The organism is Macromonas bipunctata, from assembly GCF_002837135.1.
Classification (GTDB): domain Bacteria; phylum Pseudomonadota; class Gammaproteobacteria; order Burkholderiales; family Burkholderiaceae_C; genus Macromonas_A; species Macromonas_A bipunctata.
The window spans coordinates 33,747-53,484 of the sequence record NZ_NWBQ01000002.1 but is presented as its reverse complement, the minus strand read 5'-3'; the positions used below and the strand labels follow the sequence as shown (position 1 = coordinate 53,484).

Below are 19,738 nucleotides of genomic sequence, written 5' to 3'. Positions count from 1 at the left end.
GCGCGGTGATGCCGAATTCAGCCAGATCCCCGGCACCGGCATCGGCCTGTCGCTGAGCCGAAATCTGGTGCAGCACATGGGCGGCAGCATGGGGTTCGAGTCCACGGTGGGCGAAGGCTCGACCTTCTGGTTCACGCTGCCGCTGGCGCACCAGGGCGGCTGACGTACTCTGGTTCAGAACCGCTCGTGCGCGCCCAGCACGCGCCACTCGCCCACGGGCAGCGGGCCCAGCGCCACACGGCCCAGGCGCAGGCGGTGCAGCACGGCGGGTTGCAGCGGGTGCTGTTGCAGCCATTGCGCCAGGCCGGCCGGGGTGTGGCGCTTGGTCACCACACGCAGCCGGGTGCGGGAGGCGTTCTGGCTGCTGATGCTCCATTTGGCGTGCAGGGCGTTGGCCGTGGCGGCGGGCTGTTGCAGCGCGTCCAGCGTGGCAGCGGGCAGGGCGGACGCAATTTCCACCATCCATTCGTGTTCCAGCAGCGGGCTGTCTTCGCGCAACTTGCGCAGCACGCCCGCGCTTTGGGCAAACACCGCCAAGCCGCTGCTGGCCGCCGACATCGGGCTGACGCAGCGCAGGTGTTTGAGGTGCCAGGGGCGCAGGGTGGTGTTGGCGGCGATCAGGCCCGCCAGCGGCTGGTCGTCGTGCAGGGCGATGCCGGCGGGTTTGTGCCACAGCAGCGTCACGGGTTCCAGCGCGTCGGGGCGGCCCTCTGGGTCTATGGTCACGGTTTCGTGCGTGATGCGTCGTGCCGGGTCGTCGGCCACGGTGCCGTCCACGCACACCCAGCCGCCTTCGATCAGGCGTTCGGCCTCGGCGCGCGAGCAGGGGCGCAAGGCGGCGACACGTTTGGCCAGGCGTTCGCCGACGGGTGGGGTGTTGGGGTGTTGTTCAGACATTGAAGCCTCCTAGGTTGTCGATGCGTTCCACGTGCGCCAGCAGCGAGCGTTTGGCCACGGGCCACAGGCGTTCGGGCACGTCGTGGTAGGCCAGTGCCACCCAGTCGTCGGGGGTGCCGTGGGGCAGGGTGCGCATGGCGGCCAGCACCTTGGCCTCGCGTTGCAGCCGGTGGGCCTTGAGTTGGGCGATGGCGGCCTCTGCCTCGCCCAGCACGTAACCGTGCGCGGGCAGGATGAAAGCGATATGGTGTTCGGTGCAGGCGTGGGTCAATTTGTCCAGCGAGCGCAGGTAGTCGTCCATGTTGCCATCGGGCGGGTTGACCACGGTGGTGCTGCCGTTGAGGATGTGATCCCCGCTGAACAGCAGGCCGTCCTCTTCCAGTACCAGACACACGTGGTTGGCGGCGTGGCCGGGGGTGTGTAGCGCGCGCAGGGTGTGCGTGACCACGCCGTTGGGCGCGTCGGGCGCGGGGCCGTGCAGGCGCAGGGTTTCGCCGTCGGTCAGGGTGCGGTCGGGCACAAAGTGGCTGTGCGTGGCGGCGGTGCTGGCGCTGGGCAGGCCCAAGATGGGCGGTCGCGGTTGGCCGTGTTGTTCGGTCAGGGTTTGCAGCCGGGCCGCACCGGGCGAGTGGTCGGGGTGCGAGTGGGTGCAGACGATGTGCAGGATGCGCCCGCCAGCCGCGCGCCACAGCCGTTCTTGGTGGGCTGGTTCGTCCGGGCCGGGGTCGATGGCGATGTAGCCGGTGGCGGGGTCGCCCACCAGATAGCTGTTGGTGCCGGGGCCGGTCATGAAGCCGGGGTTGGGTGCGGTCAGGCGTTGCACGTTCTTGAGCAAGGCCACGGGGTGGTCGCTTTGCCAGTCCAAAGGGTGCGCGATCTGGCCGTCGGGGCACACCAGCGCCAGTTCGCCAAATGGGGCTTCGTGCTCCATGTAGTAGCGCGCCTGGCCTGCCACCTGGCCACCGCGCGGGCAGCTGTGCCACCAGGGATGTTCGCTGGTGCAGGTGGCCAGCACGGCATCGACGCTGGCAAACGCCTGCAGCCGTTCCAGCGTGCGGATGGTGGGGTAGATGATGAAGAAGTTGCCCGCAGCGTGGCGGGCCAGCGCGTCGGCGGGCCGCACCCACACGGGTTCGAACTGTTCGGTTTCGTCGGCCACCGGGGTTTGATCGGGGGGCATGCGCGCTACCAAGAAGGGTACGTCAAAGCGTTTGCCAAAGTCGCGCGAGGTGACCCAGTGCGCCAGCGGCAACACCGCGTCGGCGGCCAGTGTCAGACCGCGCTCGGCGCATTGCGCGGCAAAGTTGCCGTGGCGGGGCAGGGTGGCGATGTCGGCGTCGCTGGCCCAGCGGCCATCGGCGTGGCGCGCCAGCAGGATACCCAGTTCTTCGTAGGCTTCGCGGATGGCGGCAATGGCCTGCGTCAGCAGTTCGTCGTTTTGCGTGGGGCGGCGCTGCGCGTGGTGGTGGACTTGTGTGTCGGCCAGATCAATCCCGCCGCCGGGGAACACGTAGGCATCGGGCGCAAAGCTGGCGGTGCTGGCGCGGCGCGTCATCAGCACTTCGGGGCCGTCGGGGCCATCGCGCAGCAGCAGCACGGTGGCGGCGGCGCGTGCTGGCGCGGGCGGGTGGGAGGGGTGGAGCAGTTGGGTCGGGCGTACCATGGGGCGGTGTAAGAAAATGTGGCGGCCAGGCGCCGGTGGGTAAAACCGGAAAACCTGTGTCATAGTGGGGCCAGGCGCAAGCCGGGGCGTCCTATGATGCCGAAGTCCGATTGTCCAACCATTGTTTCAGGAGAACTTCCATGCAAGTACAACACACACGCCTTCTGGCCGCCATGCTGGCCGGTGCCTTGGCTTTGGGCGGTTGCGCCAATATGTCGGAAGAACAGAAGAGCGGCACCGCCAAGGGCGCGGGCATTGGCGCGCTGGCCGGTGCCGTGCTGGGCGCCGCCACCGACGGCAAGAAGGGCGCGCTGCGCGGTGCGGCCTTGGGGGCGGGCGTGGGCGCCATTGGTGGCCACGTGTGGTCCACCCGCATGGAAGAGCAAAAGCGCCAGATGCAGGCCAGCACCGCCGGCACCGGCGTGGAAGTGACACAGACCGCCGACAACCAGCTCAAGCTCAACATCCCGAGCGACATCTCGTTTGCCAGTGGCCGCGCCGATATCCAGCCCAACTTTCGCACCATCCTGGACACCTTTGCCCAGGGCCTGATGCAGAATCCCAACGCGCGTGTGCGCATCATTGGCCACACCGACAACACCGGCTCCGACGCCGTGAACAACCCGCTGTCGGTCAACCGCGCCGCCAGCGTGCGCAACTACCTGACCGCGCGCGGCGTGCCCGCAGCGGCCATTGCCATCGATGGCCGTGGCTCCTACGAACCCATCGCCAGCAACGCCACATCGGAAGGCCGCGCGCGCAACCGCCGCGTCGAGATCTTCATGGCCGAAACGGCCCCGGCGCAATAACCAGCTGCCCGATAATGCGCCCATGCTGATTCCATTTACCAAGATGCAGGGCGCGGGCAACGACTTTGTCGTGCTCGACGAGACGCGCGGTCGGCTCGGTCTGAGCACCGCGCAGTACCGTTTTCTGGCGGATCGCCACTTTGGCGTGGGTGCCGACCAGATCCTGACCGTGCGCCCCGCCCCCCATGTGGGGGTGGATTTTGAATACATCATCCACAACGCCGATGGCGGCGAGGTAGAAAATTGCGGCAACGGCGCACGCTGTTTTGTGCGCTACGTGCATGAGCGTGGCCTCACCACCAAGAGCACCGTGCGCGTGCAGACCCAAGGCGGCGAGATCGAACTGCGTCTCAACCCCGATGGCCGCGTGACCGTGGACATGGGCGCGCCGGTGTTCGACCTGCCGCGCATCCCGTTCCAGCCCGCAGGCTTGCAGCCGCTGGCGCAGGGCCACTGGCAGCAGTGGCCGCTGGACATCGCCCCGGCGGGCCAGCCGCTGCACGTGCCGGTGGCGGTGGTGTCGATGGGCAACCCGCACGCCGTGCTGCGTGTGGACGATGTGGACACCGCCCCCGTGGCCGCGTGGGGGCCGCTGCTGGAGCGCCACCCCACCTTCCCCAAGCGCGTCAACGTGGGCTTTTTGCAGGTGCTGGACCGCCAGCACGTCAAGCTGCGCGTGTACGAGCGCGGCGCGGGCGAGACCCTGGCCTGTGGCACCGGCGCCTGTGCGGCGGTGGTGGCGGGCATCCGTCTGGGCTGGCTGGACGAGCGCGTGGATGTGCAGGCCCGTGGCGGCCAGCTCACCATCGCCTGGGCCGGCGCCAGCCGTCTGGACGCGCCTGTGTTGATGACCGGCCCGGCGGTGACGGTGTTCCAGGGCAGCATCGACGTGCCCGACCTGGCCTAATGGCCATACCTGCCGACCCAACACTGCCCCCGGGCGGCACCTTTGACGCCGAGGGCGCCGACTGGGTGCAACGCTACCTGCAACACGCCCAGGTCGAGAAACGCCTGGCCGAGCGCACGCTGGTGCTCTACACCCTCGACCTCAAACGCCTGACCGAGCTGTGCGCTCACGATGGCCTGACGTTGCGCAACCTGCAGCCCACCCACGTGCGGCGCTGGGTGGCGCAGATGCACTCGGCGGGGCGCAGCGCGCGCGGCATTGCGCTCATCCTGTCGGGCTGGCGCGCGTTCTACACCTGGCTCGGGCGCGAAGGCCTGCTGGAGCACCACCCGCTGCTGGACGTGCGCTCGCCCAAGGCGCCCAAACCCTTGCCCAAGGCGCTGGGGGTGGAAGCCGCCATCCGCCTGGCCGAGCACGAACGCGACGATGCCGACCCCGCCATGCAGGCGCGCGACCGCTGTTTGGTGGAATTGCTGTACGGCTGCGGCCTGCGCATCAGCGAATTGGTGGGGCTGGATGCCCGGCCCAGCGCCAACGCCAAAGGCTGGATTGATGCCGAGGCGGGCGAAGCCCACGTGCTGGGTAAAGGCAGCCGCCGCCGCAGCGTGCCAGTGGGCGCGCCTGCGCTGGCGGCGTTGGCCGACTGGCTGCCCTACCGCGCGCTGTGGGCGCAAGGTGAACCGGCCCTGTTCGTGGGCCAGCACGGTACGCGCCTGACGCCGCAGTATTTGCGCGTGCGCCTCAAGCGCCGCTCCTTGCAGGCGGGGCTGGACACGCCGGTACACCCGCACATGCTGCGCCACAGCTTTGCCAGCCACCTGCTGCAATCCAGCGGCGACTTGCGTGCGGTGCAGGAGCTGCTGGGCCACGCCAGCATCACCACCACGCAGGTCTACACCCGGTTGGATTTCCAGCACCTGACCCGCATCTACGAAGCCGCGCATCCGCGCGCCCACCACCGCGAACCCGGCCAGCCGCGCCCACCCCAAGGCCCCGTGCCCAATGCGCCGCTGGCCCCGTTGGACGATCAACCGGAACCAACCACGGCCCCGGATGCCGCCGCTGATGGTGTGCCGTCCCGACGAAAAACCCCCAGATGAACCCTGTGTATCCCTCTCCTTCCGAGCCGTGCCCGTGCGGCCGCCACAACGCGCGCCGCCAGCCGCTGCCGTTTTCAGCCTGTTGCGGCCCACTGTTGGCCGACCGCACCGCCCATCCGGCCCCCAGCGCCGAAGCCCTGATGCGCTCGCGCTACACCGCCTTTGTGCGCGGTAATGTGGCCTACCTGCAAGCCAGCTGGCACCCCAGCACCCGCCCGGCGGAACTGACGCTGGAACCCGGCGTGAAATGGCTGGGGCTGGAGGTGCGTCAGCACCGCGTGCTGGACACCGACCACGCCGAGGTCGAATTCGTGGCCCGTTCCCGCATCGGTGGCCAAGGCCAGCGCCTGCACGAACGCAGCCGCTTTGTGCGCGAAGCCGGGCAGTGGTACTACGTGGATGGAGACCTGCTGTGACCACCAACTTGATGACCGCACCCAGCCCCTTGTTTGATGCCGTGCTGTTCGACTGCGATGGTGTGCTGGTGGACAGCGAACCCATCACCCACAGCGTGTTGCGCGACGTGCTGGAAGAAGCCGGCTGGGCCATGACGCTGGAAGAATCGATGGCCATTTTTTTGGGCAAGGCCGTGCGCGACGAGCGCGCGCAAATCGAGGCCCGCACCGGCAAACCCTTGACCGACGAATGGATGCGTGCTTTCTATGCCCGGCGCGATGAGCGCTTGCGTGCCGAACTGCAACCCATGCCCGGTGCGGTGCAGGCGGTAGCCCAAGTGCACGCGCTGGTGCAGGGCCGCATTGCCTGCGCGTCGGGGGCCGATCGGGCCAAGGTGCTGATGCAGTTGCACATGGCGGGCATGGCACCGCATTTTGGCGAGCGCGTCTTCAGCGGCCACGACTTGCCACGCTCCAAACCCGCGCCCGATGTGTACCTGGTGGCGGCCCAAAGCGTGGGCGTGGCCCCTGAGCGTTGTCTGGTGATTGAAGATACCCCCACCGGCGTGCGTGCCGGGTTGGCCGCTGGGGCCACGGTGTGGGGCTACTGCCCGCAAGGGCACGGGCGCGCTTTTGCTGGCCTGCCCGTGGCGCGGGTGTTCCACCACATGGCACAGTTGCCCGCCTTGCTGGCTTCGGTATCATCCGGGCATGTCTGAGCCCGTACCCCGCCCTTTCATTGCTTTGGCCACCACCGCTCCCAAACCGGGGCAGACGGTGCCATCACCCTGCATTGGTGTGTGCCGTATGTCGGCCAGCAGCGGCTTGTGCGAAGGCTGCTGGCGCACGCTGGAAGAATTGCGCGCTTGGGGCAAGGCCGACGACGCCACCAAGCTGGCCATCTGGCGCCTGGTGGAGCAGCGTCAGGACGCGGCGGGCGTCCCGCGCTGACGGCGGATCACGGCATCACAGCCCGCTGAGGCTGACGCGGTAGCCGCTGCTGTTCTTGGGGTGGTTGGGGTTGGTGAAGACGCTGCGGTCGTTCTTGAGCACGATCACCTCGAAGAACGGGCGGAAGCGTTCTTCCGAAATGCCAAACGCCTGCAGGAACTTGCCAAACAGCACTTGTTCTTCGGGCTCGGGCTGGCCATCGACCAGCGAGGAGTCGATCAGGTTGACCAGGATGCACATCTTCTGTGCGTCCGACAGCACCGGCGTGGCTTCCTGCAGGAAGGTTTCCACCGAATGCTTGCGGCGGTACTTGACCGCCGAATCCAGCAGCGCCTGGCTTTGCGCGCCCACGCCAATCGAGCCCCGCCCGTCGTCCTGACCGCCCAGCACGCTCAGCAGGTGGCCCACTTCCTCGTTGTCCATCTCGCCATCCGCCGACATCATGTACAGCAAGCCGGTGGCAAATGCGAGGTGCGGGGTCATCTTCTCGCCGCTGTCGCCCTTGAACATGTCGAACAAACCCATAACGTGGCTCCTTGTGTGTGGTGTTGAAACTGCTTTCATCCTAACACCCGCGCTGCGCGCCCACCGGGGCCGGGGCGGCGGTGTGTTTAAGATGTGGGGATAGATTGTTCTCAACCTTGGAGGTTCAACCCATGTTCAAAAAGATTCTGGTGCCCTGTGATGGCTCGCAACTGTCGCACCAGGCGGCCGAGTTTGCCGCCGACCTGGCCAAGCAGCACAACGCGCACGTGATCGGCATCTACGTCATCGACCCGTTCCCGTATATCGGCATTGGCGATGCGTCCGCCGTGGGCATCCAGGCCTACCTGTCGGAGGCGCAAGCCTCGGCCAGCCGCGCGCTGGACGACGTGCGCGCCTGCTGCGTGGCGCGTGGCGTGGCGTTTGACGGCGACACCATCGAGCGCAACGTGACCTACGAGGGCATTCTGGAAACCGCCGACGCCGAAGGTTGCGACCTGATCGTGATGGGCTCGCACGGCCGCAAGGGCATGCAGGCGCTGATCCTGGGCAGCGTGGCGCAAAAAGTGCTGACGCACGCCAAGGTGCCGGTGCTGATCGTCAAGCCGCAATAAGCGGTTCGCACCTCTGCCCGCTTTCCTGCCCGTGGCGGTGGCGGGTAGGGGGCCAGCCCCATACACGTGCGCCAGCGGTGGCCAGGGCGCCTGCCTAGAATGGCAGCCTTCCAACGAAGGCACACCATGGCACAGCAGTCTCCCACCGATACTTGTCCCGCCACCCCGCCCGGCGCCACCGGCGTGATCCGCATCCGGGGCGCGCGCCAGCACAACCTGAAGAACCTGGATCTGGACATCCGCACCGGCGAATGGACGGTGGTGACTGGCCCCAGCGGTTCGGGCAAGTCCAGCCTGGTGTTTGACACCCTGTTTGCCGAAGGCCAACGCCGCTACGTCGAGACCTTCAGCGCCTACGCGCGCCAGTTTCTGGACCGCATGGACAAGCCGGCGGTGGACAAGGTGGAGGGCGTGCCCCCGGCCATTGCCATCGACCAGACGAACCCGGTGCGCTCGTCGCGTTCCACCGTGGGCACCATGACGGAGCTCAACGACCACCTCAAGCTGCTGTTGGCCCGTGCGGCCCAATTGTTTGACCGTCAGACCGCGTTGCCGGTGCGCCACGACACGCCCGAGACCATTTACGCCGAGCTGCAACGCCGCGCCGCGCAGGCCGGTGACCCCCGGCTGGTGGTGACGTTTTCGGTGGAATTGCCCAGCAGCGCCACGCCCGACGACATCCAGCAATGGTTGTCGGCCAGCGGCTTTGCCCGCGTGCAGGCCGAACGGGTGGAGCCGCGCCCGTCCGGCAGCACCGTGCGCGTGCTGGACGTGGTGGCGGACCGCTTCCGCCTGTCGGGCACCGCCCCGGTGCGGGCGATGGAAGCGATTGAGCTGGGCCTCAAGCGTGGTGGCGGTCGCCTTACGGTGTACGCCTTGCCCCCCACGGCGGCAGAAGGCAACACGCCCGAACCCCAGCGTTGGCGGTTTTCCACCGGCTTGCATTGCCCCGAAAGCGATCTGCACTACGCCGAACCGCTGCCGTCCATGTTCTCGTTCAACTCGGCGGTGGGCGCGTGCCCCACCTGCCGGGGCTTTGGACGCACCATCGGCGTGGACTGGGGGCTGGTGGTGCCCAACCAGCGGCTGTCGTTGCGCGATGGGGCCATCAAGCCCATCCAGACCCCGGCCTACCAGGAATGCCAGAGCGACTTGCTGCGCCACGCCGCAGCGGCGGGCGTTCCGCGCGACACCCCGTGGGCGCAACTCACCGACGCGCAGCGCCATTGGGTGCTGCACGGTGCGCCCGATTGGGACGGCAACTGGACGCAGAGTTGGTACGGCGTTCAGCGTTTCTTTGACTACCTGGAGAGCAAGGCCTACAAAATGCACATCCGGGTGCTGCTGTCCAAGTACCGCAGTTACACCGAATGCCCGGACTGTGGCGGTGCGCGGCTCAAGACCGACAGCTTGCTGTGGCGCATCGGTTCCAAAGCCGACGCGGACGCGGTGTTGCCCCCGGAACAACGCTTTATGCCGCATGGCGTGGCGTGGACACGCGCCCAACTGCACGCCTTGCCGGGCCTGTGCCTGCACGATTTGATGTGTTTGCCCATAGCGCGCCTGCGCCGGTTCTTTGACCGTATCGGTACCTCAACGCCCCACGCCACAGGGGCTGGGGTGCCGGGTGACGATTTCTGCTCGCAGCATGAGGAGCCCGGTGCCCCGGCCCCTGTGGTGGCACTTCAGCGCAGCGGCGATGCCCAGGCCCTGTGCCTGTTGCTGGACGAGATCCAGACCCGCTTGCGCTACCTGTGCGAAGTCGGGTTGGGCTACCTGACGCTGGACCGCCAGAGCCGCACCCTCAGCGGCGGCGAGGTGCAGCGCATCAACTTGACGACGGCCTTGGGCACCTCGCTGGTCAACACCCTGTTTGTGCTGGACGAGCCCAGCATTGGGCTGCACCCGCGCGACATGGCCCGCATCAACCAAGCCATGCGCCGCCTGCGCGACGCGGGCAACACGCTGGTGGTGGTGGAACACGACCCCGCCGTGATGCTGGCCGCCGACCGCATTATCGACATGGGCCCCGGCCCCGGCGAGCGCGGCGGCCAAATTGTGTTTGACGGCCCGGTGGCCGCGCTGCGTCAGGCCGACACCCTGACCGGGGCTTACCTGGGCGGGCGCAAGCGGGTGGGGTTGGGTATCCAGCGCAGGGTCACGCCGTCCACCCCACGCCTGACGCTGCAAGGCGTGCGTGAGCACAACTTGCGCGACATTACGGTGGTGTTGCCGTTGCAGCGTTTGGTGGTCATCACCGGTGTGAGCGGGTCGGGCAAATCCACGCTGGTGCAGGATGTGTTGGCCCCCGCCCTGATGCGCCATTTTGGCCGCCCCACCGAAACCCCCGGCGCGCACGCCGCGCTGTTGGGGGCCGATGCGCTGGCCGACGTGGTGTTTGTCGATCAAAGCCCCATCGGCAAGACCGCGCGCTCCAACCCGGTCAGCTACGTGGGCGCGTGGGACGCGATCCGTACCCTGTTCGCCACCACGCCGCTGGCGCAACAGCGTGGCTACACGGCGGCCAAGTTCAGCTTCAACGGCGGTGACGGGCGTTGCCCCACCTGTGGCGGTTCCGGTTTTGAGCACGTGGAGATGCAGTTCCTCAGCGACGTGTACCTGCGCTGCCCCGACTGCAACGGCCAGCGTTACCGCCCCGAGGTGTTGGAAGTCACGCTGGAGCGCCACGGGCAACACCTCAACGTGGCGCAGGTGCTGGAGCTGACCGTGAGCGAAGCGGCGCGGTGGTTTGCCGACGATGCCCACGTGTTGCGTGCGTTGCAGCCGGTGGTGGAGGTGGGGCTGGAATACGTGCGCTTGGGCCAGCCTGTGCCCACCTTGAGCGGTGGCGAGGCCCAGCGCCTCAAGCTGGCAGGTTTTCTGGCCGAAGCGGCGGCCAGCCGTGCCTCCAAAACGTCCAAAACGAAGGTTCCCAAGACCGCCTCGGGCCAACCGCTGGCCAGCAAGGGCACATTGTTCCTGTTCGACGAGCCCACCACCGGCCTGCACTTTGACGACATCGCCAAACTCATGCGCGCCTTGCGCCAGTTGCTGGAGGCCGGGCATTCGCTGGTGGTGATCGAGCACAACCTGGACGTGATCCGCGCCAGCGACTGGCTCATCGACCTGGGCCCCGAAGGCGGCGATGGTGGTGGCCTGGTGGTGGCCGAAGGCCCGCCGCAAGAGGTGCAGCAGCACCCCACCAGCCACACCGCCCGCGCCTTGCGCGACTACGCCGCCGACATGGATGGCACCGTGGCGTGTGTACAGGAGGCTCCCGCCACTTACGGCACCGCGTTGGCCCCGGCCCCTGCGTCCGCCAGTGCGGCCCCCAACGCCATCCGCATCGTCAACGCCAGCGAGCACAACTTGCACCACCTGAGCGTGGACATTCCGCGCGGCCAGTTCAATGTCATCACCGGCGTGAGCGGGTCGGGCAAATCCACACTGGCGTTCGACATCCTGTTCAACGAAGGCCAGCGCCGCTACCTGGAAAGCCTCAACGCCTACGCCCGCAGCATGGTGCAACCGGCGGGCCGCCCCGAAGTGGATGCCGTCTATGGCATTCCGCCCACGGTGGCCATCGAGCAACGCCTGAGCCGGGGCGGGCGCAAATCAACCGTGGGCACCGCCACCGAGGTCTGGCACTTCCTGCGTTTGCTCTACGTCAAACTGGGCACGCAGCACTGCGTCCACGACGGCACGCCGGTGCAGCCGCAAACGCCCGACAGCCTCTTGGCGCAAATGATGACGCAATTCCGGGGCCAGCACATCGGCCTGCTGGCCCCGTTGGTGACAAACCGCAAAGGCATTTACACCGAACTGGCCGACTGGGCCCGCCTGCGTGGCTACACGCACCTGCGCGTGGACGGCGAATTTGTGCCCACCACCGGCTTTCCGCGCCTCGACCGTTTCAAGGAACACAGCATCGAACTGCCGGTGTTCAGCTTGGACGTGCTGCCTGAGACCGAGCCCCTGCTGCGCGCCCAATTGGCACAAGCCCTGCAACACGGCAAGGGCGTGGTTCACGTGTTGAGCGAAATCGACGGCCTGCAAGCCGCCCTCGATGCGGGCACGTCAACGGCACAGATGGGCCGTTGGCAGGCGTTCTCCACCTTGCGCGCCTGCCCGGTGTGCGCCACCAGTTACGCCGAACTCGATCCGCGCCTGTTCAGCTACAACAGCAAGCATGGCTGGTGCCCCGATTGCGTGGGCACGGGCGTGCAGTTGAGTGCCGCGCAACGCCGTGCGCTGGACGATTCGGTGGCCGACGACAAGGACAAAGGCCGCGAACAAGCGTTTGCCGAACCCGACATCGACGACCTGACCGATCAGCCCTGCGCCAGTTGTGGCGGCACGCGCCTGAACGCCACCGCCCGCGCGGTGCGCTTTTTGGGCCGCAGCATCACCGAACTGGCCCACCTCAGTGTGCGCGACCTGCACCAGTGGGTATTGACCTTGGAAGCCCAAGGTGGCTTGCATAGGCGCGAAGCCGACATTGCGCGCGACCTGTTGCCCGAAATCCAGAGCCGTCTGGCGTTTCTGGAGCAAGTCGGACTGGGCTACCTGACGCTCGACCGTGGCGCGCCCACCCTCAGCGGTGGCGAGGCCCAGCGCATCCGGCTCGCCGCGCAATTGGGCTCCAACCTGCAAGGCGTGTGCTACGTGCTGGACGAGCCCACCATCGGCCTGCACGCGCGCGACAACCACATCCTGCTCAACGCCTTGCACCGCTTGGGCCAGCAGGGCAACACGCTGGTGGTGGTGGAACACGACGAAGACACCATCCGCCGCGCCGACCACGTCATCGACATCGGCCCCGGTGCCGGGGTGCGTGGTGGCCACGTGGTAGCCCAGGGGTCGGTGGCCGATGTGATGGCCGCCGCCGACTCGCAGACCGGGCGGTATCTGCTGCACGCCATGCGCCACCCGTTGCAGCCACGGCGGGGTGTTGTCTCTGTGGCTGCCAGCGACGAGGGGGTGCCGAGCGCCTCATACCGTCCGCTGCGCGGCCAAAAATCGGCACCCGGCACCCCCGCGTCGCCTCAGCAAGAACCTTTGGGTGACCAGGAACTCACTTGGCTGACCGTCGAAGGAGCCGCCCTTCACAACCTGCAAAACGTCACCGCTCAGGTGCCGCTGCGCCGTTTGGTGGCCGTCACAGGCGTGAGCGGTTCGGGCAAATCCACGCTGGCGCGCGACGTGTTGCTGGCCAACGTGGCCAGCGCCGTACAGTTGCACAGCGGCAGCAAGGCTGGGCGCGAGGCCTGGGCCGCAGGTCAACGTCCCAAGTGGCAGGGATGCCAGAGCCTGTTGGGCACCGAGGTCATCCAGCGCGTGTTGGAAGTCGATCAAACCCCCATCGGCAAGACCCCGCGTTCCTGCCCCGCGACTTACATCGGCTTTTGGGACAACATCCGCAAACTCTTTGCCGCCACGCTGGAGGCCCAGGCGCGTGGCTACGGCCCGGGGCGCTTCAGCTTTAACACCGGCGATGGCCGCTGCCCCGCCTGCGAAGGGCAGGGCGTGCGCACCATCGAAATGAGCTTTTTGCCCGACGTGAAAGTGCCGTGCGAAACCTGCCACGGCGCGCGTTTCAACCCCGAAACGCTGGCCGTCACCTGGCGCGGCAAGAACATCGGCGATGTGTTGCGCATGGAAGTGGACGATGCGGTCGATTTCTTTGCCGCCATGCCCGCCATTGCGCACCCGCTGCAACTGTTGCAGGACGTGGGGCTGGGCTACCTCACATTGGGTCAGCCGTCGCCCACGCTGTCGGGCGGCGAGGCCCAGCGCATCAAACTGGTGACGGAACTTACCAAAGTGCGCGACGACATCGGCAAGCGCGGCCAGAAGGCACCGCACACCCTGTACGTGCTGGACGAGCCCACCGTCGGGTTGCACATGGCCGACGTGGACAAACTCATCCGCGTGCTGCACCGGCTGGTCGATGGTGGCCACAGCGTGGTGGTGATCGAACACGATCTGGACGTGATTGCCGAAGCCGATTGGGTGCTTGATCTCGGCCCTGATGGCGGTGACGCTGGTGGCCAACTGGTCGCCGCTGGCACGCCCGAGGACGTGGTGCGCCAGCGCACCCCCACCGGGCTGGCGCTGGCCCCAGTGCTGGCGCGGGGGTAAAGGGGCAGAAATCAGTCGCGCAGCAGCACCCACAGCGTGGGCAGGGTGTCGAGTGCGCTCTCGCGCAAGGCGCTGGCCATCCAGGGGCCAAAGTCGGCATCGTGCTGGAACCGTTGGCACAGCACCTGCACCGTGCGCACCAGTGCGGTGGTGTCGGGCAGCGTGGCACGGCTGCATTGCGCGGCCAGCATCCAACGCAACAGCCCAACTTGCACGACCAACTGCACGTATTGCGCCCACGGTGTGCTGGCCTGAAACGGGAACACATCGCGGAACAACTCGTTGACGACAAAATGCTCCAGCAAGTGCGGTGCCCTGGTTTGCAACGCCAGCGGCAGTTGCGCCAGCCCGTCGGCGTAGCGGGCGGCAGACGTGGCCGCGTGGACTTCGCTGCCATCTTCGGCCCAACCCAGCCCTTGTTCCACCGCCGCGATGACCTGTCGCTGCACCGGCGACAAACCCCGGTCGCTTTTGCGTCGCCACAACGCGGCCCACACTTGGGCTTGCAATTGCCGCTGCACGGGCACGGCCTCCAGCGCGCTGAACAGCGTATCCAGTTGCACTGGATCGGTAAACCCCGCTTGCCAAGCCATCAGGTCGGGGGCAGGGCGCTGCCTGGCATTGGGGTGGGTTGGTGTGGGTCGGGTAGAGCCATGTCCGACATTTGCCGTCAAGGGTGTGGCCGTCCGGCCCAGTTGCGCTGTCAGCTCCTGGCACCACTGGCCCAGCACGGCCAGCCGTTGCCACAGCGGCCGCTCCGGCGTGCGCACCAGTTGCAGCGCAAAGGCACGCAGGGCGTCCAGCGTCATCTCTTCCTTGGCTTGCGCTGCCGCTGCTGTGCTTGATGCGGGGGCTGTGATGGCCTGCACCGCCTCGGTGCGCACTGTTGCCGTGCCGGTTTCCAGCGCCATCGCATCGGGCGCCAGCAGGGCCAGCCGCGCCGCCTCCGGGCACGACAGCGTGAGCGCCTGCAACATTCGCCCCTGCCATTGCCGCGTGTAGCGCGGGTAGCTGAAGCACGTGTGCGACAGCTGCCCTTCGCCCCAATCCTGTTGGATGGCGCACCAGCCGTCCTCCAGCAGCGGACAGGCGTTGGTCTGCGCATCCAGTGCGATGCGGGCGTGCTGCTGTGGACGCGGCGTGGCCTCCAGCTGTACCACCGCTGCCAGCTGTGTGCGCAAGGTGGCCGGTGCCTCCCCGCTGGTGTAGGCGCGGAAGGTGCGTTCGTCGATGGGCACATGCCAGCCTGCGCAGCAGCTGTCCTCGCACGCCGCCCCGATGCAGCGGAAGCGCTGCACGTAACGCGGCCTCAGCAGGCTGTGGATTTCGGTGGAATGCAGCGGAGTGGTGGGCATACAACAAGACAAGACGGCAACAGGCCAGCCATTTTGCGGCTATGGTGTGCCGCTGCCAGCCACAAAAGCCACCGAGTATGCCCGCCCCGCAAACCATCCACATCCACCCCGACGCACCGCCCAAGCCCGAACCCGGCACACCCTGCAACGGCTGCGGCGTGTGCTGTCTGGCCGAGCCTTGCCCGCTGGGGGTGTTGTGGTCACGTCGCCGCCACGGTGCCTGCGCCGCCCTGCGCTGGAGCGACGAACACCAACGCTACCTGTGCGGTGCGCTGGCGGTGCCGTGGCTGGCCCCGCTGGCACGGCGCTGGATTGCCGCTGGCCAGGGCTGCGATGCCACCTTGAGCGTGGAACCTTCTCGTACCCTCTGAACCCATCCGCTGCGTTCAAGCAGCGGCTCCGGGCGCAGCGGCACACTGCAAACACTTGTCAGCGGGCAAGGGCAAGGTTACAATCTCGGGTTTGGCAAAAATCCGTTTGCCAAAGTACGTTTCCAAACGTTTGAGGTTCATATGTACGCGGTCATAAAAACCGGCGGCAAGCAATACCGTGTTGCTGTCGGCGAAAAACTTAAAGTAGAACAGATTGCTGCGGACGTGGGTCAAGAGATCGTGATCGACCAGGTTCTGGCAGTCGGCAACGGCGCTGAACTCAAGATCGGCACCCCCTTGGTCTCCGGCGCAACGGTCACGGCCACCGTGGTCTCCCACGGTCGTGGCGACAAGGTTCGCATCTTCAAGATGCGCCGTCGCAAGCACTACCAAAAGCGCCAAGGCCATCGTCAAAATTTCACCGAGCTGCAAATCGGCTCGATCAACGGCTAAGGAGTTAAAGCACCATGGCACAGAAAAAAGGCGGCGGCTCAACGCGCAACGGTCGTGACTCCAAGCCGAAAATGCTCGGCGTGAAGGTGTTCGGCGGCCAAGTCATCAGCGCCGGTGGCATCATCGTGCGTCAACGCGGCACCAAGTTCCACCCCGGCGTGGGCGTGGGCCTGGGCAAAGACCACACCATTTTTGCCACCACCGACGGCGTGGTGAGCTTTGGCTTCAAGGGCTCCTTGAACCGCCAAGTGGTGAACGTGACCGCCGCTTAAATCCGGCGCACGTGAACCGTCAGACTGGGCCGCACGCATGTGGCCCTGTTTGCCAGCAAGGCCCGCACTGCGGGCCTTTTGTGTTTTTCCGATTCAAGGACAATAGCAGCCATGAAATTCGTTGACGAAGCTTATATCGACATTGCCGCTGGGGATGGTGGCAACGGCTGTGCGTCCTTCCGGCACGAGAAATACAAGGAATTTGGCGGCCCCGATGGCGGCGATGGTGGCCGGGGCGGCTCGGTGTGGGCGCTGGCCGACGACAACCTCAACACCCTGATCGACTACCGTTACAACCGCCGCTTCGAGGCCCAACGCGGCGAGCACGGCAAAGGCTCTGACATGTTTGGTTGCAAGGGCGACGACATCGTTCTCAAAATGCCGGTCGGCACCATCATCCGCAACGCCGACACCGGCGAGGTGATGCACGAACTGCTGCAACCCGGCGAACAGATCCTCATCGCCAAGGGCGGCGAGGGTGGCTATGGCAACCTGCGCTTCAAGAGCGCCATCAACCGCGCGCCACGCCAAAAAACGCTGGGCCACGCGGGTGAACGCTTCAGCTTGGCGCTGGAGTTGAAAGTGCTGGCCGACGTGGGTCTGCTGGGCATGCCCAACGCGGGCAAATCCACGTTCATTGCGGCGGTGTCCAACGCGCGGCCCAAAATCGCCGACTATCCCTTTACCACCCTGCACCCCAACTTGGGCGTGGTGCGTGTGGGGCCGGAAAAAAGCTTCGTCGTCGCCGACGTACCGGGCCTGATCGAAGGGGCCTCGGAAGGCGCGGGGCTGGGGCACCAATTTTTGCGCCACCTGCAACGCACCCGTTTGCTGTTGCACGTCATCGACATGGCCCCGTTCGACGATGCCGTGGACCCGGTGCTGCAAGCGCGTGCCATCGTCAAAGAACTCAAAAAATACGACCCCGCGCTGCACGCCAAACCGCGCTGGTTGGTGCTGAACAAGCTCGACATGGTGCCCGCTGAAGAGCGTGCCGCGCGCGTGAAAGACTTCGTCAAACGCTTCCGCCACAAAGGCCCGGTGTTCGAGATCTCGGCCCTGACGCGCGAAGGCTGTGAGCTGCTGGTGCAAAAAATCTTCCAGCACATCGTGGATACCCGCGAAGCCGAGCGCCCGCACGTCGAAGTCGATCCGCGCTTTGACCCGACCAAGACTGCGCATGCAGCGGATGTGGCTGAGGTTGTGTCCCCCGTTGATGCTGTGCCCACGCCCGCCAAGCGCCGCGCGCCCGCCGCCAAACGCACCAGCAAGAAAGGCGTAGCGTCGCAGGACGCAGACGTGCCCACCGAGGCCCCTATCGACCCGCGTTTCCGCAACCTCGACGACTGAGCGCGCTGTCTGCGGCCCGTTGGGGCCGCGTTTGCCACGCTCCGCCTTGCTTTCGTTCTTTGCCCGCCTGTGTTGCCATGACTTCAGCCTTTGTTGCCCCGTCCGTTCCTGCCGTGCCCCAAGCCGACCCTGCCGACGTGTTGCGCCAGGCGCGGCGCATTGTGGTCAAAGTGGGCTCCAGCTTGGTGACAAACGAAGGTCGGGGCTTGGACGAACAGGCCATCGGCCAGTGGAGCGAGCAACTCAGCGCCTTGGTCAAGGATGGGCGCGAGGTCATCATGGTCAGCAGCGGTGCCATTGCCGAAGGCATGAAGCGCCTGGGTTGGGCCACACGGCCCAAGGTCATCAACGAACTGCAAGCCGCTGCCGCCGTGGGCCAGATGGGGCTGGTGCAGATGTACGAAACCAAGCTGCGCGAGCAAGGCATCGGCAGCGCGCAGGTGCTGCTCACGCACGCCGATCTGGCCGACCGCGAACGCTACCTCAACGCGCGCTCCACCTTGCTGACGCTGCTGGCGCACCACGTGGTGCCCGTCATCAACGAGAACGACACCGTTGTCAACGACGAAATCAAGTTTGGCGACAACGACACCCTGGGCGCGCTGGTGGCCAACCTGGTCGATGCCGACGTGCTCATCATCCTGACCGACCAAAAAGGCCTCTACACCGCCGACCCGCGCAAAGACCCGGCGGCGCAGTTCGTGCATGTGGCCCGTGCGGGCGATCCGGTGCTGGAAGACATGGCCGGTGGCGCAGGTTCGCGCGTGGGTACGGGCGGCATGATCACCAAAATCCTGGCCGCCAAGCGCGCCGCGGGTTCTGGCGCGTCCACCGTCATCGCCTGGGGCCGCGAGCCGCAGGCACTGCTGCGCCTGGTGGCGGGCGAGCCGATTGGTACCTGTCTGCTGGCCGCCACGCCCAAGCAGCAGGCGCGCAAGCAATGGATCGCCGACCACTTGCAGCTGCGCGGCGCGGTGGTGGTGGACGATGGCGCAGCCCGGCGCATCCTGCAGGACGGCAAGAGCCTGCTGCCCGCAGGCATGACGGCGGTGGAGGGCGAATTCTCGCGCGGCGAGGTGATTGCCGTGCGCAACGCCAGTGGGCAAGAGATTGCACGCGGCCTGACCAACTACGCCGCCAGCGAGGCCCGCCTGCTGTGCCGCAAGGCGTCGGCCGATTTTGAAGCCTTGCTGGGCTACGCCGCCGAGCCCGAGATGATCCACCGCGACAACCTGGTGCTGTCGCTGCCCGCCTGACCGCTGCGGTTCAGGGGACGGTGGTGGTGTGCTGGCCGACGTCTGCGGCGGCGTCCTCAACCTTGGCCACCAAGTCGGCGTAGCTGCGCTGCGGGTCGGGGTCAAAGCTGGCGCCGGGGGGCAGTTCCATGTGCGCGGGCAGCACGTGGCGCTGGTGGTACAGCGTGTCGTTGTAGTAGGTACGGGCTCGCACATTGCCGCGCAGGTAGCGGTTGCCACCGCGCGGCAGGTAGCGCGCCAGCTCGCGCAGGGCGCGCTCGTACACGTCGCGCTTGAACTCCACCACCATGTCCAGCGGCACCCAGTAGTCGTTCCAGCGCCAGGCGTCGAACTCCGGGTGTTCGGTGGCTCGCAGGTTCAGGTTCCAGTCGCCGCTGTCCAGGCGCACCAAGTACCAGATTTGTTTCTGACCACGGTAAAACCCCCGCACGTCGCGGCGGACGTAGTGATCCAGCACCTCGTAGCGCAACCAGTCCCGCGTGCGGGCGACCAAACTGACATGCTGCGGCTGCAACCCCACCTCTTCAAACAGCTCGCGGTACATGGCCTGCTCGGGGGTCTCGCCCCGGTCGATGCCACCTTGCGGAAACTGCCACGAGTGGGTGCGAATGCGCTTGCCCCAAAACACCTGATTCTTCTGGTTGAGCAGAATGATGCCGACATTGGGCCTGAAGCCATCTCTGTCAAGCATAATCAACCCCAAATTTGTAAATTGTCTCGA

The 19,738-nt window shown here is 66.6% G+C and carries 19 protein-coding genes; 14 read left to right on the top strand and 5 right to left on the bottom strand.

What is annotated here, in order from left to right:
- Window positions 1-25: 25 nt before the first annotated feature.
- The gene (locus tag CON76_RS13655; RefSeq protein ID WP_276308984.1) at window positions 26-163 is read left to right on the top strand and encodes an ATP-binding protein; all 138 of its coding nucleotides are present in this window, start codon (window positions 26-28) and stop codon (window positions 161-163) included.
- Between the two features lie 11 nt (window positions 164-174).
- On the opposite strand, the gene CON76_RS00425 is transcribed toward CON76_RS13655, so the two are convergent.
- Together CON76_RS00425 and CON76_RS00420 are read right to left on the bottom strand one after the other, a co-directional pair.
- On the bottom strand, window positions 175-897 hold the full coding sequence (locus CON76_RS00425) for an RNA pseudouridine synthase (RefSeq protein ID WP_101100994.1): 723 nt from the start codon (window positions 895-897) through the stop codon (window positions 175-177).
- The gene (locus CON76_RS00420) at window positions 890-2,560 is read right to left on the bottom strand and encodes an MBL fold metallo-hydrolase (RefSeq protein WP_101100992.1); all 1,671 of its coding nucleotides are present in this window, start codon (window positions 2,558-2,560) and stop codon (window positions 890-892) included. Before CON76_RS00420 ends, CON76_RS00425 begins: the two co-directional genes overlap by 8 nt.
- A gap of 140 nt (window positions 2,561-2,700) precedes the next feature.
- On the opposite strand from CON76_RS00420, the gene CON76_RS00415 reads away from it, so the two are divergent.
- The 6 genes from CON76_RS00415 to CON76_RS00390 are packed head-to-tail and all read left to right on the top strand — an operon-like array spanning window position 2,701 to window position 6,722.
- The gene (locus CON76_RS00415) at window positions 2,701-3,369 is read left to right on the top strand and encodes a YiaD family glycine zipper/OmpA-like lipoprotein (protein WP_205758147.1); all 669 of its coding nucleotides are present in this window, start codon (window positions 2,701-2,703) and stop codon (window positions 3,367-3,369) included.
- A 22-nt stretch (window positions 3,370-3,391) separates the two neighbouring features.
- On the top strand, window positions 3,392-4,276 hold the full coding sequence (dapF, locus tag CON76_RS00410; RefSeq protein ID WP_101100990.1) for a diaminopimelate epimerase: 885 nt from the start codon (window positions 3,392-3,394) through the stop codon (window positions 4,274-4,276).
- The gene (locus CON76_RS00405) at window positions 4,276-5,376 is read left to right on the top strand and encodes a tyrosine recombinase XerC (RefSeq protein ID WP_101100988.1); all 1,101 of its coding nucleotides are present in this window, start codon (window positions 4,276-4,278) and stop codon (window positions 5,374-5,376) included. The genes dapF and CON76_RS00405 overlap by 1 nt, the downstream gene beginning before the upstream one ends.
- Window positions 5,373-5,792: a YchJ family protein gene (locus tag CON76_RS00400; protein WP_101100986.1), complete on the top strand. Its 420-nt coding sequence runs from the start codon at window positions 5,373-5,375 to the stop codon at window positions 5,790-5,792. The genes CON76_RS00405 and CON76_RS00400 overlap by 4 nt, the downstream gene beginning before the upstream one ends.
- An 11-nt stretch (window positions 5,793-5,803) precedes the next feature.
- Window positions 5,804-6,490: an HAD family hydrolase gene (locus CON76_RS00395; protein WP_101101008.1), complete on the top strand. Its 687-nt coding sequence runs from the start codon at window positions 5,804-5,806 to the stop codon at window positions 6,488-6,490.
- The gene (locus CON76_RS00390) at window positions 6,483-6,722 is read left to right on the top strand and encodes a DUF1289 domain-containing protein (protein ID WP_101100984.1); all 240 of its coding nucleotides are present in this window, start codon (window positions 6,483-6,485) and stop codon (window positions 6,720-6,722) included. The genes CON76_RS00395 and CON76_RS00390 overlap by 8 nt, the downstream gene beginning before the upstream one ends.
- A gap of 15 nt (window positions 6,723-6,737) precedes the next feature.
- Here CON76_RS00390 and CON76_RS00385 read toward each other — a convergent pair whose 3' ends face one another.
- Window positions 6,738-7,247 carry a tellurite resistance TerB family protein gene (locus CON76_RS00385; protein ID WP_101100982.1) on the bottom strand — a complete coding sequence of 170 codons (510 nt, stop codon included), beginning with the start codon at window positions 7,245-7,247 and terminating at the stop codon, window positions 6,738-6,740.
- Between the two features lie 131 nt (window positions 7,248-7,378).
- Here CON76_RS00385 and CON76_RS00380 point away from each other — a divergent pair, with 131 nt between their 5' ends.
- Together CON76_RS00380 and uvrA are read left to right on the top strand one after the other, a co-directional pair.
- On the top strand, window positions 7,379-7,819 hold the full coding sequence (locus CON76_RS00380; protein WP_101100980.1) for a universal stress protein: 441 nt from the start codon (window positions 7,379-7,381) through the stop codon (window positions 7,817-7,819).
- A gap of 126 nt (window positions 7,820-7,945) precedes the next feature.
- Window positions 7,946-13,960 carry an excinuclease ABC subunit UvrA gene (gene uvrA, locus CON76_RS00375; protein WP_101100978.1) on the top strand — a complete coding sequence of 2,005 codons (6,015 nt, stop codon included), beginning with the start codon at window positions 7,946-7,948 and terminating at the stop codon, window positions 13,958-13,960.
- A gap of 11 nt (window positions 13,961-13,971) precedes the next feature.
- On the opposite strand, the gene fliB is transcribed toward uvrA, so the two are convergent.
- On the bottom strand, window positions 13,972-15,315 hold the full coding sequence (gene fliB / locus CON76_RS00370; protein ID WP_101100976.1) for a flagellin lysine-N-methylase: 1,344 nt from the start codon (window positions 15,313-15,315) through the stop codon (window positions 13,972-13,974).
- Window positions 15,316-15,392: 77 nt separating this feature from the next.
- On the opposite strand from fliB, the gene CON76_RS00365 reads away from it, so the two are divergent.
- The 5 genes from CON76_RS00365 (at window position 15,393) to proB (ending at window position 19,017) form a co-directional block, all read left to right on the top strand.
- The gene (locus CON76_RS00365) at window positions 15,393-15,686 is read left to right on the top strand and encodes a hypothetical protein (RefSeq protein WP_101100974.1); all 294 of its coding nucleotides are present in this window, start codon (window positions 15,393-15,395) and stop codon (window positions 15,684-15,686) included.
- A 141-nt stretch (window positions 15,687-15,827) separates the two neighbouring features.
- Entirely contained in the window at window positions 15,828-16,139 is a 312-nt protein-coding gene (gene rplU / locus CON76_RS00360; RefSeq protein ID WP_101100972.1) for a 50S ribosomal protein L21, read from the top strand.
- 14 nt (window positions 16,140-16,153) lie between these two features.
- Window positions 16,154-16,411, top strand: coding sequence for a 50S ribosomal protein L27 (gene rpmA / locus CON76_RS00355; RefSeq protein ID WP_101100970.1), 258 nt, complete (start codon window positions 16,154-16,156; stop codon window positions 16,409-16,411).
- Window positions 16,412-16,522: 111 nt separating this feature from the next.
- Window positions 16,523-17,761 carry an Obg family GTPase CgtA gene (gene cgtA / locus CON76_RS00350; RefSeq protein WP_101100968.1) on the top strand — a complete coding sequence of 413 codons (1,239 nt, stop codon included), beginning with the start codon at window positions 16,523-16,525 and terminating at the stop codon, window positions 17,759-17,761.
- Between the two features lie 77 nt (window positions 17,762-17,838).
- A complete protein-coding gene (gene proB / locus CON76_RS00345) occupies window positions 17,839-19,017 on the top strand; it encodes a glutamate 5-kinase (protein WP_101100966.1) in 1,179 nt (392 codons plus the stop codon).
- 10 nt (window positions 19,018-19,027) lie between these two features.
- Here proB and CON76_RS00340 read toward each other — a convergent pair whose 3' ends face one another.
- Entirely contained in the window at window positions 19,028-19,708 is a 681-nt protein-coding gene (locus CON76_RS00340; RefSeq protein ID WP_101100964.1) for an RNA pyrophosphohydrolase, read from the bottom strand.
- Window positions 19,709-19,738 lie beyond the last annotated feature (30 nt).

Coding starts and splice junctions, on each gene's coding strand:
- CON76_RS00425 (WP_101100994.1), bottom strand. CDS start 897: ATGTCTGAACAACACCCCAACACCCCACCCGTCGGCGAACGCCTGGCC.
- CON76_RS00420 (WP_101100992.1), bottom strand. CDS start 2,560: ATGGTACGCCCGACCCAACTGCTCCACCCCTCCCACCCGCCCGCGCCA.
- CON76_RS00415 (WP_205758147.1), top strand. CDS start 2,701: ATGCAAGTACAACACACACGCCTTCTGGCCGCCATGCTGGCCGGTGCC.
- dapF (WP_101100990.1), top strand. CDS start 3,392: ATGCTGATTCCATTTACCAAGATGCAGGGCGCGGGCAACGACTTTGTC.
- CON76_RS00405 (WP_101100988.1), top strand. CDS start 4,276: ATGGCCATACCTGCCGACCCAACACTGCCCCCGGGCGGCACCTTTGAC.
- CON76_RS00400 (WP_101100986.1), top strand. CDS start 5,373: ATGAACCCTGTGTATCCCTCTCCTTCCGAGCCGTGCCCGTGCGGCCGC.
- CON76_RS00395 (WP_101101008.1), top strand. CDS start 5,804: ATGACCGCACCCAGCCCCTTGTTTGATGCCGTGCTGTTCGACTGCGAT.
- CON76_RS00390 (WP_101100984.1), top strand. CDS start 6,483: ATGTCTGAGCCCGTACCCCGCCCTTTCATTGCTTTGGCCACCACCGCT.
- CON76_RS00385 (WP_101100982.1), bottom strand. CDS start 7,247: ATGGGTTTGTTCGACATGTTCAAGGGCGACAGCGGCGAGAAGATGACC.
- CON76_RS00380 (WP_101100980.1), top strand. CDS start 7,379: ATGTTCAAAAAGATTCTGGTGCCCTGTGATGGCTCGCAACTGTCGCAC.
- uvrA (WP_101100978.1), top strand. CDS start 7,946: ATGGCACAGCAGTCTCCCACCGATACTTGTCCCGCCACCCCGCCCGGC.
- fliB (WP_101100976.1), bottom strand. CDS start 15,315: ATGCCCACCACTCCGCTGCATTCCACCGAAATCCACAGCCTGCTGAGG.
- CON76_RS00365 (WP_101100974.1), top strand. CDS start 15,393: ATGCCCGCCCCGCAAACCATCCACATCCACCCCGACGCACCGCCCAAG.
- rplU (WP_101100972.1), top strand. CDS start 15,828: ATGTACGCGGTCATAAAAACCGGCGGCAAGCAATACCGTGTTGCTGTC.
- rpmA (WP_101100970.1), top strand. CDS start 16,154: ATGGCACAGAAAAAAGGCGGCGGCTCAACGCGCAACGGTCGTGACTCC.
- cgtA (WP_101100968.1), top strand. CDS start 16,523: ATGAAATTCGTTGACGAAGCTTATATCGACATTGCCGCTGGGGATGGT.
- proB (WP_101100966.1), top strand. CDS start 17,839: ATGACTTCAGCCTTTGTTGCCCCGTCCGTTCCTGCCGTGCCCCAAGCC.
- CON76_RS00340 (WP_101100964.1), bottom strand. CDS start 19,708: ATGCTTGACAGAGATGGCTTCAGGCCCAATGTCGGCATCATTCTGCTC.